Source organism: Pauljensenia sp. C0254C2, assembly GCF_056583835.1.
On the sequence record NZ_JBWPJO010000004.1, the window covers coordinates 82569 to 96684 of the forward strand.

Consider the following 14116-nt stretch of genomic DNA (forward strand, 5'->3'; position numbering starts at 1 on the left):
AATTACTCCTGTTCATACACGCTGCAGATCCGCATCCGCAGCGATTCAGGCGCACGCACCGTGCGCGCCAAGTAGGCCCGCTTGAGCATCTGCCGGAACTGGCGCTCACGTTGGATGGCTCGCTGACAGGTCTGACAGCGCTGCACATGAGCAACCAACAGCTCAGCCGCCCGCTCATCCAACGCTTCGATCGGGATCGCGCGCGCAGCGTCGCCCTCGTCGTGACAATCCGACCACGTGCGCATCTCGACATCCACGATCTCGCCGACGTGTGCACGCAGTTGGGAACAGGTGATGTGAATGAGTGATCTCATGCGTTGTCTCCTATCCCGTATTCGCGCGCAAGACCTGCCAAAGATTTCCTCAATGCCGCCCTGCCGCGATGCAGACGCGACATTACCGTGCCGATTGGAATGTCCAGCGTCTGAGCGATTTCTTTGTAACTGAGCTGCTCGACGTCCGCCAGCCACACGACCACTCGGTAGTCCTCTGACAAGTCCTCCATCGCGTCGCGTACCTGGTCGGACGGAATGCGGTCAAGTGCTTCGGCTTCAGCTGAGCGCAACCCCTCTTCCGAATGAGACGCGGCATCGACCAGCTGCCAGTCCTCCACCGTTTCCGTGCCCGAGCGTTTCGGGGAGCGCTTGGCCTTGCGGTAGTGCGTGATATACGTGTTGGTCAGGATCCGGTACAGCCAGGCCTTGATATTCGTGCCCGGCTTGTACTGGTCGAACTTTGCGTAGGCTTTCTCAAATGTTTCCTGCACTAGGTCCTCAGCATCAGCCCGGTGGCGCGTCATCGACAGTGCCGCGCCGTAGAGCTGGTCAAGCAGCGGGAGTGCTTCAGCCTCGAAACGTTCCTTCTTCCCCGCCGGCGCAGACTCTTTAAGCGCAGATCCATTGGCCACAGACTCATTGACGAGGGTGACCTGCCCGCCGTCAGATTCGCCATCCACGCGCGTCGACGGATCCAGATCCGCAGCCGTTTCAGCAGCGGTATCCTCGGCGCTGTGGGTGTGAGTGAATGTGTGTGCCATCAGCATCCACATTAGTGCCAAATGGCCGGCCAGGCCGGTCAGGCCGGTCACGCCCACCTGATATCGCGTGTCACCTGCCTGAAAAGCCCCGCGGATGCTCTGTTGCCTCATATACTTCATAACGAGCGGGGAACTGAATTTGTTCCATCGCTTCTTCACAGTCGCCAGATCATCCAGAAGGGCAGACCATAGGATCATGAATATTCTTCGCCTAGTCGCACGACCATTGCTCGCACTCCCATTCATTGCAACCGGGGTGAGCGCAATCAGGAATCCTGACGAACACGTGGAGCGCATTGAACCGGCACGTCCGCTGCTTGACAAGACCGGCCTGACGCTGAGCGATGGCCAGCTCAAACTTGCCACACGCGCACTGGGCGGCGTGACCGCTGTCGCCGGAGTGTCACTGGCTCTGGGCAAGGCCACACGAACCTCTGCAGCGGTATTGGCTCTGACCTCCATCCCTCTGGCTCTGGTGAACAACCCCGTGTGGACGGAGGGAACCCCCGATCAGCGCGCTGCGTGGAGGAACGGCCTGATCAAGGATTTCGCTTTGTTCGGCGGCCTGGTCATCGCCTCGACCGACCGTGAGGGACGCCCATCCGCCACGTGGAAGCTGCGCAACTGGGCCGATCACCGCTCCGAGCTGCGTGCGGCACGAAGTCAGGCATGGGATGACGCTTCGGAGGTCTATCAGGCATGACGGCGGGGGCTTTGCTTCCCCTCTGGTCCGCGCCTTTCATCGAACCTCACCAGCGAATCGATGCCAGCGTCACAGTTCCCGGTTCAAAATCGCTGACCAATCGTGCATTCATTCTGGCCGCTCAGAGTACGAATGAGTGTGTGATCGACGGAGCTTTGGATTCGCGTGACACACGCCTGATGGCCGATGCGCTCCAACAATTGGGCTGCACTGTCGATTGGGATTCCACAGGATCGGCGCGCGTGCGTCCCTCTCGGCACACGATGGGCGAGGCGCGCGCACACATTGACTGCGGCCTTGCCGGAACCGTCATGCGTTTCGTGCCCGCCCTGTGCGCCGCGGCCGGCATGCACGCGTTTTTTGACGGCGACGAGGGAGCACGCGTACGCCCTCTGGATGCACTCCTGAGCGCTCTGACCAGTGCCGGCGCTCGTATCACCTGTCATGGCGAACCAGGTTTCCTGCCTTTCGAACTCGACGGGATTCCCGCTGATATTTGCGGCAGTGATGGCGTGACCAACCGCCATGCACCGATGACGATTGACGTTGATACACACGAGTCGTCACAATTTGCCTCAGCGCTGCTGTTGAGCGCTCCCCTGCTCGCCACCCGTATGAACAGGCCGGTTCAGATTCGACTCACTGGCCGGGTGGTGTCTCTGCCGCACATTCAGATGAGCGTGCGAACCCTCCAGGAATGGGGTGTGACCGTTCGCTCCGGCACAGACGAGGGTGGCCTGAACGGCCCTGACAGTGCGACCTGTGGCAGCACAACACCAACCGACGCACAGGCTCCCTCGTGGATTATTGAGCCGGAGCTACCGATCCTGAGCCGCGTTGCCATCGAGCCCGACCTGTCGAACGCCGGGCCGTTCATCGCTGCTGCTCTGGTCACCGGTGGGCAGGTGCGAATCCCGCACTGGCCCCTGCACACGACGCAACCCGGTGACGCGTTTCGTCAGATCGCTCAGCAGATGGGTGGGCAGGTCAACGTGGATGCCGACGGGATCCTCTGCGTGAAGGGCCCCGAGCGTGGCCGGTTGCTCGGCGTTGACCGTGATATGAGTGACATTGGTGAGCTGACGCCGACCGTGGCGGCGCTGGCAGCTGTCGCATCGACCGAGTCGCATCTATCGGGAATCAGTCATCTGCGAGGGCATGAAACGGATCGTGTGAGCGCTCTGCGCACCGAGATCGAGCGACTGGGCGGTGACGTAACAGAGCACCCTGATGCGCTGACGATTCGCCCGCGAGCGCTCCACGCAGCGGACCTGCACACGTATCACGATCACCGCATGGCGACGTTCGGAGCAATCATCGGACTGGTGGTGGACGGCGTGCGCGTCTTCGATATTGGGACGACAGGTAAGACACTGCCTGATTTTGTCGCGCTGTGGCAGGCGACGGTCGCATCGGCCGAAAGTGGGGATCAGTGAACAGACGCGATATCGGCACTGATGATCCGCGGGTGCGAGTGCGTCCTGGTCGAGGATCCCGGCCGCGCACCAAGAAGCGCCCGGACTGGTCGACCCGCCCGCTGGGTCGCGTTATTGCGATTAACCGCGGGCGTTTCATTGTTGCCGCCGATAGCGGTGTACGCATTGTTGCAGTGCAGGCTCGTGAGCTGGGTCGCGGCTCTGTCGTTGTCGGTGACCGAGTGCGGCTGACGGGAGACCTGTCGGGTGCGAAAGATACTCTGGGGCGCATCGTCGCTGTTGAGGAGCGCTCATCGGTGCTGCGGCGCTCGCGTGAGGATGTGCCTGAACAGCGCGAGAAGATCATCGTGGCAAACGCGCAGCTGATGGTGATCGTTACGGCGCTGGCCAGTCCGCCGCCTCGGATCGGGATGATTGACCGGTGTCTGGTTGCCGCACATGAGGCAGGTATGGAATCCCTCGTCGTCCTGACGAAGTCTGACCTGGCGCCTGCTGACGACATTATTCGTACCTACGACGGCTTTGGTGTTCCCTTTGTCGTGACGACAGCAACAGGAACCGATGAAGGCGGCTGTGGGCAAGTCACGACTGGTTTGGGGGAACTGCGCGCTCACGTGGAAGGCAGGACGTCGGTGCTCGTCGGCCATTCGGGAGTGGGTAAGTCCACGCTCATCAATGCGCTGGTACCCGATGCGCATCGCAGTGTGGGTCACGTCAATGCCGTGACTGGACGAGGGCGGCACACGTCCACGTCGTTGGAAGCTTTCATGTTGCCGTCAGGCGGGTGGGTGATTGACACGCCCGGGGTCCGTTCCTTCGGCCTGGCCCACGTTGACGAATCCGATGTACTGGCGGTGTTCCCTGAGCTGAAGGATGTGTGTTCGTGGTGCTTGCCGATGTGCACGCATCTGGAGTCGGAGCCTTCATGCGCGCTGGACGCATGGATCAGTGGGCAGGAACCTTTCAACGCGCAACCGGTCAGCAGTGACGAATCGGACAGGAGGCGCAGGATTGTCGATTCGGCGCGCCGACTTCTCGAGTCCACGGCAAGCGCAAGAGCTCACCACTGACGCGCGCCGATCGGCGCACTCGGGCTAGCCGCCCCTGAGGGGCCAGGCCGACTGCGGGAGCTGAGCCGACCGCGAAGATCAGCCTGGCAGCCAGAAGCAGTTCAGCCCCGGCGGAAATGGCGAGCGAAGTTTTGCAGGAATAAGTGCGCGCCCGACACATCGGCCGACGCGGTTTCCGACTCAATGCGGGCACGTTCAGTCGGCGCATAATAACCCCGGTCCGCATATTCGCGGATTCGCACGTCAATACCTGCGTGATCAAGTTCGGGGTGGAACTGGCTGGCCCAGCACGACTCCCCTACCCTGATCAGCTGCACTGGCGCGATAGGCGGTCCCTGCGCAATGAGCACAGCACTGTCAGGCATGGCGGTCACGGCCTCGTGGTGGCCGACGAATGCGCGGAACGTGTCGGGCACTCCCTCGCACAGCGGATCCCCTGCGGCGGCCGACGTGAGTGTCATCTGCGGTGCGGAGATCTCCTCGGCAGCTTCAGGTCCGACGCGTCCGCCCTGATGCACAGCAAGTAGACCCAGGCCGTAGCAGATTCCGAAAAAGGGGAAGGACTCGTCGAGGAGGCGGTCAAAGAGTGCGAAAAGGTTACGCTCAATATCGTGCTGTACCTGACTTTTCCGGTCTTCAGGAGCGGCCACGTCAAACGGTGATCCGCACAGAATGATTCCGGAATACTCGTCGAAGTTGACTGATGGGAAGGGGTCAGCTTCCATTCGCACATGGACGATCTCATCGGATGATAGGCCTGCCAGGCGCGGCAGGTTAATCAGCTCATCGCGTGCAACGACTTCTTCGCTACGTGAGGTCAGCATGAGGAATGGTTGTGACATGTCCATACTGTAAACGGAATGTGCCGCGCTGCGCTCAGCGAAGCGCCGCCGTGAGATAGGACTTTACACGCCAAATGCCGATACTGTAGAAGCATGTCTGATACTCGCCGTTACATTGAGGACCTCCGCCTGGCGCACGTCCTCGCAGACCAGGTGGATGCGCTGACGATGGATCGTTTCGGTGCGCAGGATCTTCAGGTTGAGTCCAAGCCCGACCTCACTCCCGTAACCGATGCTGACCGTGCGGCGGAGGATTTGATCCGCTCCCAGCTGTCCCACGTGCGCTCGCGCGACGCGGTAGTCGGTGAGGAACGAGGCTCGTCGGGCCATTCTGCCCGCCGGTGGATCATCGATCCGATTGACGGGACGAAGAATTTTGTGCGCGGTGTGCCGGTGTGGGCAACGCTGATCGCTCTGGTTGAAGATGATCGGGTCGTGATGGGACTTGCCTCTGCGCCCGCGTTGAAGCGGCGCTGGTGGGCTGCTGCTGACCAGGGAGCGTGGACCGGCACCTCGTTGATGCGAGCGAAGAAAATCTCCGTGTCGAAGGTGGATTCGATCGAGGATGCGTCCCTGTCGTATTCCTCGCTGGACGGATGGCTCCACCATGATCGAGGAGGGCAATTCCTCCAGCTACAGTCATCATTTTGGCGCACCCGTGCCTACGGTGATTTCTGGAGCTACATGCTGGTCGCTGAAGGTGCGGTCGATGCAGCATGCGAACCGGAACTGAACGTGTGGGATATGGCGGCGTGCTGTGCGATTGTGACTGAAGCTGGCGGTTCTTTCACGTCGTTGACCGGCGAGGACGGCCCGTGGGGTGACAATGCGTGTGCCTCCAACGGACTGATTCACAAGGAGATTCTGACCCAGCTGGATTGGCCTGACAGCACCTCTGATTAGGGTGTTTGCCGGGGCGGTACGCAAATGCACATGGCATGGGGCACACTGACAGCATGTTGATTGTGCACACCTCTGACTGGCATGTTGGCCGCACCCTGCACGGGGCCGACCTGTCCCCAGCGCGCGACCTCTTCTTCGAGTGGCTCATCGATCTGGTGAAGTCGCGCCACGTCGATGCGCTCCTCATCAGCGGCGATTTATTCGATCGAGCAGTCCCTCCCGCCCACGTTCTCCGTCCTCTGTCGGACGCCCTTGTTCGCTTATGTTCACTGACTCGTGTCATCATCATTCCCGGCAATCACGATTCCGCCATTCGGCTGGGCTACCTCGCTCCTTTTCTTCAAGACTCACTCACGATTGCTTCCACCATCGAGGACATTGACCGCCCCATCGTCGTCACGTCCAGCGACGGTGAGCATGCTACCATCTACGCGATTCCCTACCTCGAGCCTGACCTGGTGCGCGAACCCCTGTCTGACATTATTGACGAGGACGGCCAGGCGATTCCGTTGGTGCGTTCGCATGAGGCCGTCATGAGTGCTGCGTTGCGCCGAATCGGTGCCGATATCGAGGCTCGCCACGGTGGACACGGTATGCGCAGCGGTGAGGCGACCGGCGGACATGACGGCGGGCGTGACAACGATGAGTCCAGTGGCGCTCTGAACAGCGATGACGGCGTGCGAATCGTCATGTCGCACGCATTCTTCACAGGCGGAGCCCCATCTGAATCAGAACGCGACATCCAGGTCGGTGGGGTCGCCTCGGTGCCAGCGGGTGTCTTCGACGAATACGGTATTGACTATGTGGCTGCCGGCCACCTCCACCGGCCGCAAAATATCAGCGGAAGCAGCGCCACGATCCGCTACAGCGGATCACCTATGCCGTTTTCCTTTTCTGAGGCTTCCTCCACCCAGTCGGTGACGCTTCTTCATATTGACGGAGGCACACTCACCGACATTGAGGCCGTTCCCACCCCTATCTGGCGCAATCTCGACGTGATCGAGGGGCCCTTTGAACAGGTTATTTCTGACCAGTATGCGGAGCAGAGAGACGACTTCGTCTCGATCACGGTAACTGACGACATTCGTCCGCGTGACCTGATTGCACGCATCCGTCACGTCTTTCCCTACGCGCTCGCCATCTTGCATGCGCCACCCGTGCCCGCCAGCCAACGCCTTACCGGTCCGAGCAGACAGGCCGCGCGCTCAGATCGTGCCGTCATTGACGAGTACTTCGAGCAGACGATCGGCCGTTCCCTGAATGAAGCAGAGCGGTCCGTCATTGATTCAGTGTGGGAGCAGATCCAGGTCAGGAGCGTCCAATGAAAATTCGTTGCCTTGATCTAGAAGGTATTGGCCCGTTTATCTCTCACCACACAGTGGACTTCACGCGCTTCGACGATGGTGGGCTTTTCCTGCTGCACGGTCCGACCGGGGCTGGAAAATCGACGATTCTTGACTGCGTGAGCTTCGCGCTTTACGGCACAGTTGCACGTCAAGGCGATGCAGATAATGCACGTCTGCGTTCAACGCTGGTTGATGAGAAGGCACCCTCGCGCGTGTCCCTGGTCTTTGAAACAGATGCGGGTATCTTCCGCGTGACGCGCACTCCCCAGTTCACGCGTGAAGGCCGTAAGACTGCCATCAACCAGAGTGCTCACCTGGAAAAGGTTCGAGCCGACGAATCCGGCACCTACGTCACCGTCGATGCGCTCTGTTCCGGAGTCAAAGATACGAATATTGAGATCACTCACCTCATCGGTCTTAACGGCGTTCAGTATCTGCAAACAGCGATTTTGCCGCAGGGAAAATTCTCCCAGTTTCTCACTGCCTCATCTGAAGATCGTCACGCACTGCTATCCAGCATCTTCCAGACTTCTCTTTTCGTCAATTTCGAAACGGCACTGAAGGAGAAGGCCAAGGCGGCGCGAGGAAGCCTCGAACACGATCAGCAACGGGTCAGTTCACTGATTCACTCACTGCCCGCGCAGTTATGGCAGGCACTCGGTGGCACAGACCCTGATTCGACACCGCCGCCCAGCGCCCAGGAAAGTGGGTCCGACGAAAACCAGTCGACGGCAGAGCTCAGCGCACACGATTCTCCACCGATCACTGCCGCCATGCTGGTTGAGTTGATCGGCATTGACGATGCTGCCATACGTACGCATCTGGAGGATGGTCAGAGGATTCTTGAGCATCAAGCACACGATGATCTGAAGCGCTCGCATGAGTGTGCGCACACTGCAGAAGAACTAGGCAAGCAGCTGCAAGCCGCGACTGACCTCGCCCGGCGTGTGCGTGAGCGCATCGAACTGGAAAAACGCGCGAGCACACTCAACGCTGAGCGTCAAGACATTGACGCAGTGCGCACCCAACTGGCTCGAGCACGCCAGGCAGCTCACGTTATTCCTGTTCTCCATCGCCTGGACGAGGCTCGAACGCGCCAGGTCGACGCGCGCGATGCACTGGCGGACGCGATGGCTGCTGCCCGCAGTGCCCACGTCGATCCTGCTTACCTGTCAGGTCTGGACACCGACGAATCGCGCGAGCCTTCCCTGGCAGATGACAGTGAGATAGCTGCCACGGTGCTCACGCTGACCCGCGCCCATGACACTCTGCACGCTCGCCACATCAAAATCTCTGAACTGGCCGCCGTGGAGGCCGCTTTGCCAGAGCGACGCGAAGCCTTGCAGGGGCAACAAAGTCAGCTCGAGCAGCTTAACCGGCAGCAGGAGTTGCTGCGTCAGCGCATGCGCAACGATGCCGAACAGTTGGAAGCCCTGGCTGCGTCCGATGAGCGGGCAACGACCGCTTCGATCGACCTCACCGCGGCTCAAACGCGCCACGAGGCTCTCGACAAGCGGCTCGACGCCGCGCGCCGTGCCGTCACTGTTGCTCAGAAGTTAGAAGACACGATACGCGAAGCTGAACAAGCTCAGGCGCGCATCGACACAGTTCATGACACTATACAGCAGGCGCGGCGCGCACTGCTCGCGCAGTCAGCCCTGCGTATTGCTTCGACTCTGGAATCCGGCAAGCCGTGTCCGGTGTGCGGCTCAACCGAGCACCCATCCCCTGCCCAGGCAGGCGAGGCGGGCACCGTCGATCCTGCTGACATCGACCAGTTGCACGTGCAGTATCAGCAGGAACAGGATGCATTCACCCAATTAAGCGCGCAATGCGCATCGATTCGTTCCACATGGGATGCCCTCGGGCAGCAAGCTGACGGAAGCGTGGAGGATCTGACAGCCGCACTGGCAGACGAAGCACGCACAATCGACGCTCTGAAAGTTGCTCTACAAGCGGTGCAACACGACCAGAAGACCGCCGAGAAGCTTCGGACGCAGCGCACACGTGACGACGAGTCATGCCGTGACCTGCTCCGCCGCAGTGATCGCCTGACTCACGACATTGAAACGGCGCAGGCAGCTCTAGATACTGATGAGAAGCGGTGTACAGCGGCGCGCGCCCACGGCGATGGCGAAGCGACCTTGCAGGACATAGATCACGACATCACAGTGCAGATCGACGCCATTGACACATTGAGACAAGCCTGTGAAAACGCCATCCACGCGCGAGCTGCCGTCGACCAGGCGCTGGCTGAACAGGCGGATGCCCTCGAACGATACGGCTACGCAGAAGGCGATGGTGGCACCGCCCAGGTGCGCGCTGACATGCGCACCGACGTGGCAATCAGCGAAATGGATGCTCGCATCACAGCGTTTGATCGAGATGACGCACACGTGCACAATTCCCTGCAATCCGAGCGCCTGAAAGACGTTGACACGTCCCGGAGTCCCGACGTTGACGCGGCAGCGCGCAGCTACAAAGACGCTCAGTCAGTATCGCGTGAAGCAGCCCAACGTGCCGGCGCCAGCTCGCAGGTTGCTGCCGATGTGAAAAAAGCTGTGGCAACTGTTCAGGAACGCCTCGACACACTGGTGAAGAACCGCGACGCGTTCGGGCCGCTTGACTACCTCTCGCAGCTGGCATCATCGGGTCAGCTCTCGGCGGACTCACCGCAAACTTCTCTGTCCCACTGGGTGCTCGGTAGACGACTGGATGACGTTCTGGCCTGCGCTAACCCTCGTATCATGACAATTTCGAACGGGCGCTACGAGCTGATTCGTTCAGACAAGGACTATTCGCGCAATAAAGCTCAAGGCCTCGGCCTGACGGTACTCGACCATGAAACAGACAAGGTACGCTCCCCGAAGACGTTATCGGGAGGAGAAACATTCTACATTTCCCTTGCTCTGGCACTGGGCCTGTCCGATGTCGTGACCACCGAAAACGGTGGCATCGAACTGCGCACGATGTTCATCGATGAAGGCTTCGGGTCACTTGACTCCTCCACCCTCGACACGGTGATGGCGCAGCTGGCGTCCCTGCACACATCAGGGCGTACCATCGGCGTGATTTCGCACGTCGCAGACATGACGTCGCGGATCTTAGACCAGATCGAAGTCATACCAGTGGCATCGGGAGGATCAACACTGCGGGTACGCGCATAGGCACCTCGAGAATCACACGCGGGTACGGCCGCAGCTGACGATGCCACCACCAGCGCACGTGGTGCGCTCACTCGCGTCAAACCACAGCAACGGTTCATCCCACAGCGCGTCAAGAGCCCCGGTCACATCGTCCTCAGTGAGGGCCTGCGTCACGCGCTCAACCAGCGGCGCCGCCTCCGCGTCATCAATGAAGAAAGCCACCACATCATCCCACCGGTACGTCTGGGGACGTGCCTGTGCAACATGCACAGCAGCCAGGTCGCCTGCCTCATCGCTGACCTCAGCCTCAGCCTCACACGCGATGACAACTCGGCGTGCCGGCACACAGAAGGCAGGTGAATCAAGGCATGCGCGAGCCTCATCACCATCTTCTTCGTCCTCTGCATCGCGGCGATCGCGGATCAATTCGAGTGAGGCGAGAGCAGCCTGGTTCATCGCAGAGTCTTCACGCTCCTCAATGTCGTCGCCTCGAAGCCCATCCTCAAGAATCGCCACATACCCTGGTCGAACAGGCGGCTGATCGGCAGATAACTCGTCTAAAACCGCTGGCACATACAATCGCATGCCTCCAGTGTCCCACATCAGTGCCGCGCGCTTGCCGCGGTGAGCATCACGCAGCATGTTCAGGAAGCACAGCCAACACCACCTGGGTCAGCGCGGCCAACGCCTGACCGACCGGCTGATCAGGTTCGGCATGAACAATTGCCCGCGCGTGCAGCAGGGAGGCGCTCACGCGCGAGTCCTCCGGGACAAGTTGAATACTGCGCCCGGGAATCACCGGAGCGAGGGCCTGGACAATCGCGTTGACAGGTCGAGGCCCTGCTCCCGACGATGACACATGGTTGGCCACCAGGATCGGCTCGACGTGCGGGGCGATCTGGCCTACCCACTGATACGCGTCCACAAGCCGATTGATACCCAGAGAATCACCACGAAACACGCACATCACCGCATCAGCGTTCCGCACAATTGCCGCGACCAGGTCATCGCGCCACCCCTGATGCCGATTCCCCGGTGCCACCGGATCCAGCGTTGCTGCAGCCACGTCCACGATGATGAGGTCATACAGCGAGCGGGCCGCCGACAGTGCGCTGACCACCGCTGCCGGTGATACCTCACGCCAACGTTGCGGCGACGTGATTCCCGTGAGAATGTCGAGGGAATCGGTCAGTGGTACTGCAGCTCCCCGAATCTCGTCGGCTCCGACATCAGTGCGCGCAGCAGTCCGTGAGAGCACAGCGATACCCGACGCATCCTGCGCAATACCCGCCATATGAGCCAGGGATGGTGCACACGTGTCAGCATCGACGAGGAGGACGCGCGCACTGGCTGACGCACCCGCCGCCACGTTGAATGCTATTGTCGACCTTCCGGGAGCACCTGACGGCCCCCACACACAGACGATCTTCCCGAATTCCGCAGTCCCGTCAACGCTGCGCTGCCCGTCTGATAACTCGTCATCACCGTCGGCAAATGCGTAGGAGCGCTTTTGATGCGCTATCTGGGCTTCCCGTCGGCCGGACGCATCCTCCCCCGTTTGGGGAAGCTCACCGCTCTCCGGAGAAAAAGATGCACTCATCCCCAAGGCGCGCAGCGAATCCACGATCCCATCAGGTGAATCGGGCTGAGCAATTCCATCAGCATGCAGCGCACGTAAGGACGGCGCATCAGCCAGGGGCGCGAGAACAATGACACCGATATGGTGCGCGTGCAGGTCCTCCACGATGCGGGCATCAAGGTCAGGATCATCAGCATCAATAATGGCGCATTGTGCAACCGATGAGCGCGCGCATGCCCGCACTTCCGTCAGGTCAGCGCACCGGCGCGACACAGTAAACTCCTCGCTTTCGTTGATCGCCTGGACGAGGCGCCCCTCCGTCTGGGTCGGCGCGCACACGATCACACTGATCGGCCCACTCATTGTCCGATCGGAACGGCCGTGATCGTTCCGTTTCCTCCCGTAGCTTCAAGCACGGCTGAGACGTCAGAAAATGGGATACGTACTTCAATTCTGTGCACCGATGCAGCACCGATTCCTGCGGCGCCCTCGACACTGCGAATAAAAACGGCGTTGCCCGATACGACCGTTGGGTGGGACTGATGGTCTTTGCTCATGGAGGCTGAAGGGATCGACCACAGTTCAATGGATGTGCCGGTAGCAGTGGACTCCGGTAGTCCGGCACCTATGTCGATCACGAGGCGGCGATAATCGTCGTCTTCGTCCGTTGTCACTGCTCCCGTTGCAATCAGCTCACCTTTTCCGATGCTGTGCGACGCCAGCGCTCCGTCAGGAAGCTCATCGCGCTGCACATACGCATTGCTTTCGGGCCGTGCATCCACGATCTGCAGATTCGACGTGTCCAGCGGTTCTCCCGGAGCGATGTCGCGCGTTGCCTGATAGATGCTCACTCCGCCGCGGGCATGAGATACAAGGAGTGTGCACGCAAGGATAGACAGCGTGACGAGTGCGATGCCGATCAGGAATCGCGGATCACGTATGACGCTGCGCCGGCGCGGTATTCGGGCGGTGTTCTTCATATGTGGCACTCCCACATCATGCCCGGTTTTTTCCTCGATGTGGAGTTATCCACAAAAACTTCCGCTCGCCCCCACACACTGCCTTTGCGGTCAGTTCGCTCTGACCTGCATCTTCACACATGAGGCCTCGTCGAGGAGTCCTCTCGCCTCGTCCACATGCTCACAAAGTGGACACGCAACTTTCGATGAACACCGCACTATATCCACAACAAGTGAATAAAGCTTTACTGAACTGAAAGGAAATGTCATGATATGGATATGACTTCACGATTCCTGACACTGGCCGACGTCGCTGAAACACTGAACCTGACGATGTCCGCCGCCCGTTCACTGGTGACGTCGGGGGAACTTCCTGCAATCCAGGTTGGCGGCAAGAAGGCATGGCGGGTTGAAGCCAGTGTTCTCGAGCAGTACATTCAGGATCAGTACGCGGCTACTCGTGAGCGCATGAAGGTCGAATCGGCTCACAGCTAACGGCGCGTCAGATCATCAGCGAATCTGCCATCTGGCTCGGCGCACGCAGCGTGCGTATCCCACCCGTCGACAGCGACATGACGACTGGAGTGGTGAAGTCACGCGTGTCAAGAGCCTGCCCGCTGGACATGCTTTCAAGATCAAAGTGGTCACCCATGACAGCACAGACGTATCCTGCGTGCTGGCCGCCTTCATGGTCGATGACGACGTACACATTCTCATCTCTCAGCGCGCGCAGAACGTGACTGATCGCCACCTCATGTGCCAGCGCTGACTCATCGGCTGCGCGACTTCCCAGCGGCCAGGCTGCGACAATGGCGTGAGCCGGGATGAGCACCATGTGTACCCCATTGTCGATCACAATCCACTCACGCGCGCAGTCTCGAACGATCCCTGTCATGCGCTCACCTCCGCGCAGTAAGACGTTCAAGTTACTCCCCCGCGTCGCGAGCAGGCGCGCTGACATCGTTACACGCGCACACTCAACATCTGCGAGCTCGTCGACAAGAATGTCCATTTCCTCGCGCCGTTCAGCATCGAAGCGCGCACTTAAGTCTGCCAGAAGGCGATCCAGATCCATGCGCACAGTGTGGCACAAAGT

Annotated in this window: 14 protein-coding genes; 7 read left to right on the forward strand and 7 right to left on the reverse strand. The window is 60.2% G+C overall.

Annotation, left to right across the window (positions count from 1 at the left end; translation table 11 throughout):
* Positions 1–2 precede the first annotated feature (2 nt).
* Together AC1DA5_RS04425 and AC1DA5_RS04430 are read right to left on the reverse strand one after the other, a co-directional pair.
* Positions 3–314, reverse strand: coding sequence for a hypothetical protein (locus tag AC1DA5_RS04425; protein WP_058237008.1), 312 nt, complete (start codon positions 312–314; stop codon positions 3–5).
* A complete protein-coding gene (locus AC1DA5_RS04430) occupies positions 311–1039 on the reverse strand; it encodes a sigma-70 family RNA polymerase sigma factor (protein WP_371935781.1) in 729 nt (242 codons plus the stop codon). Before AC1DA5_RS04430 ends, AC1DA5_RS04425 begins: the two co-directional genes overlap by 4 nt.
* 193 nt (positions 1040–1232) lie before the next feature.
* On the opposite strand from AC1DA5_RS04430, the gene AC1DA5_RS04435 reads away from it, so the two are divergent.
* The 3 genes from AC1DA5_RS04435 to rsgA are packed head-to-tail and all read left to right on the forward strand — an operon-like array spanning position 1233 to position 4245.
* Positions 1233–1739, forward strand: coding sequence for a DoxX family protein (locus AC1DA5_RS04435; protein WP_070726395.1), 507 nt, complete (start codon positions 1233–1235; stop codon positions 1737–1739).
* Positions 1736–3175, forward strand: a complete 1440-nt coding sequence (locus AC1DA5_RS04440) for a 3-phosphoshikimate 1-carboxyvinyltransferase (protein WP_480289343.1) — start codon at positions 1736–1738, stop codon at positions 3173–3175. The genes AC1DA5_RS04435 and AC1DA5_RS04440 overlap by 4 nt, the downstream gene beginning before the upstream one ends.
* Positions 3172–4245 (forward strand): ribosome small subunit-dependent GTPase A, encoded by a 1074-nt coding sequence (rsgA, locus tag AC1DA5_RS04445; protein WP_480289345.1) that lies wholly within the window; start codon positions 3172–3174, stop codon positions 4243–4245. Before AC1DA5_RS04440 ends, rsgA begins: the two co-directional genes overlap by 4 nt.
* Positions 4246–4346: 101 nt before the next feature.
* Here rsgA and AC1DA5_RS04450 read toward each other — a convergent pair whose 3' ends face one another.
* Positions 4347–5087, reverse strand: coding sequence for a glutamine amidotransferase (locus AC1DA5_RS04450; protein ID WP_480289346.1), 741 nt, complete (start codon positions 5085–5087; stop codon positions 4347–4349).
* Between the two features lie 93 nt (positions 5088–5180).
* Between AC1DA5_RS04450 and AC1DA5_RS04455 the strand changes: the two genes are divergently transcribed.
* From AC1DA5_RS04455 to AC1DA5_RS04465, 3 genes are read left to right on the forward strand one after another with little or no spacing between them, the layout of a single operon-like run.
* A complete protein-coding gene (locus tag AC1DA5_RS04455; protein WP_058237012.1) occupies positions 5181–5990 on the forward strand; it encodes an inositol monophosphatase family protein in 810 nt (269 codons plus the stop codon).
* A 53-nt stretch (positions 5991–6043) separates the two neighbouring features.
* Positions 6044–7315 (forward strand): exonuclease SbcCD subunit D, encoded by a 1272-nt coding sequence (locus AC1DA5_RS04460; RefSeq protein ID WP_480289347.1) that lies wholly within the window; start codon positions 6044–6046, stop codon positions 7313–7315.
* Positions 7312–10503, forward strand: coding sequence for an AAA family ATPase (locus tag AC1DA5_RS04465; RefSeq protein WP_480289349.1), 3192 nt, complete (start codon positions 7312–7314; stop codon positions 10501–10503). The genes AC1DA5_RS04460 and AC1DA5_RS04465 overlap by 4 nt, the downstream gene beginning before the upstream one ends.
* A gap of 12 nt (positions 10504–10515) precedes the next feature.
* Here AC1DA5_RS04465 and AC1DA5_RS04470 read toward each other — a convergent pair whose 3' ends face one another.
* From AC1DA5_RS04470 to AC1DA5_RS04480, 3 genes are read right to left on the reverse strand one after another with little or no spacing between them, the layout of a single operon-like run.
* Entirely contained in the window at positions 10516–11067 is a 552-nt protein-coding gene (locus tag AC1DA5_RS04470; protein ID WP_157886370.1) for a DUF6912 family protein, read from the reverse strand.
* Positions 11068–11113: 46 nt separating this feature from the next.
* The gene (locus tag AC1DA5_RS04475) at positions 11114–12424 is read right to left on the reverse strand and encodes a CpaE/TadZ family protein (RefSeq protein WP_480289352.1); all 1311 of its coding nucleotides are present in this window, start codon (positions 12422–12424) and stop codon (positions 11114–11116) included.
* Positions 12421–13041 (reverse strand): SAF domain-containing protein, encoded by a 621-nt coding sequence (locus AC1DA5_RS04480; protein WP_058237017.1) that lies wholly within the window; start codon positions 13039–13041, stop codon positions 12421–12423. The genes AC1DA5_RS04475 and AC1DA5_RS04480 overlap by 4 nt, the downstream gene beginning before the upstream one ends.
* A gap of 258 nt (positions 13042–13299) precedes the next feature.
* Here AC1DA5_RS04480 and AC1DA5_RS04485 point away from each other — a divergent pair, with 258 nt between their 5' ends.
* On the forward strand, positions 13300–13515 hold the full coding sequence (locus AC1DA5_RS04485) for a helix-turn-helix domain-containing protein (RefSeq protein WP_058237829.1): 216 nt from the start codon (positions 13300–13302) through the stop codon (positions 13513–13515).
* A gap of 7 nt (positions 13516–13522) precedes the next feature.
* Here the strand turns inward: AC1DA5_RS04485 and AC1DA5_RS04490 are convergent, their stop codons facing one another.
* Positions 13523–14095 carry a hypothetical protein gene (locus tag AC1DA5_RS04490; protein WP_092648705.1) on the reverse strand — a complete coding sequence of 191 codons (573 nt, stop codon included), beginning with the start codon at positions 14093–14095 and terminating at the stop codon, positions 13523–13525.
* Positions 14096–14116 lie beyond the last annotated feature (21 nt).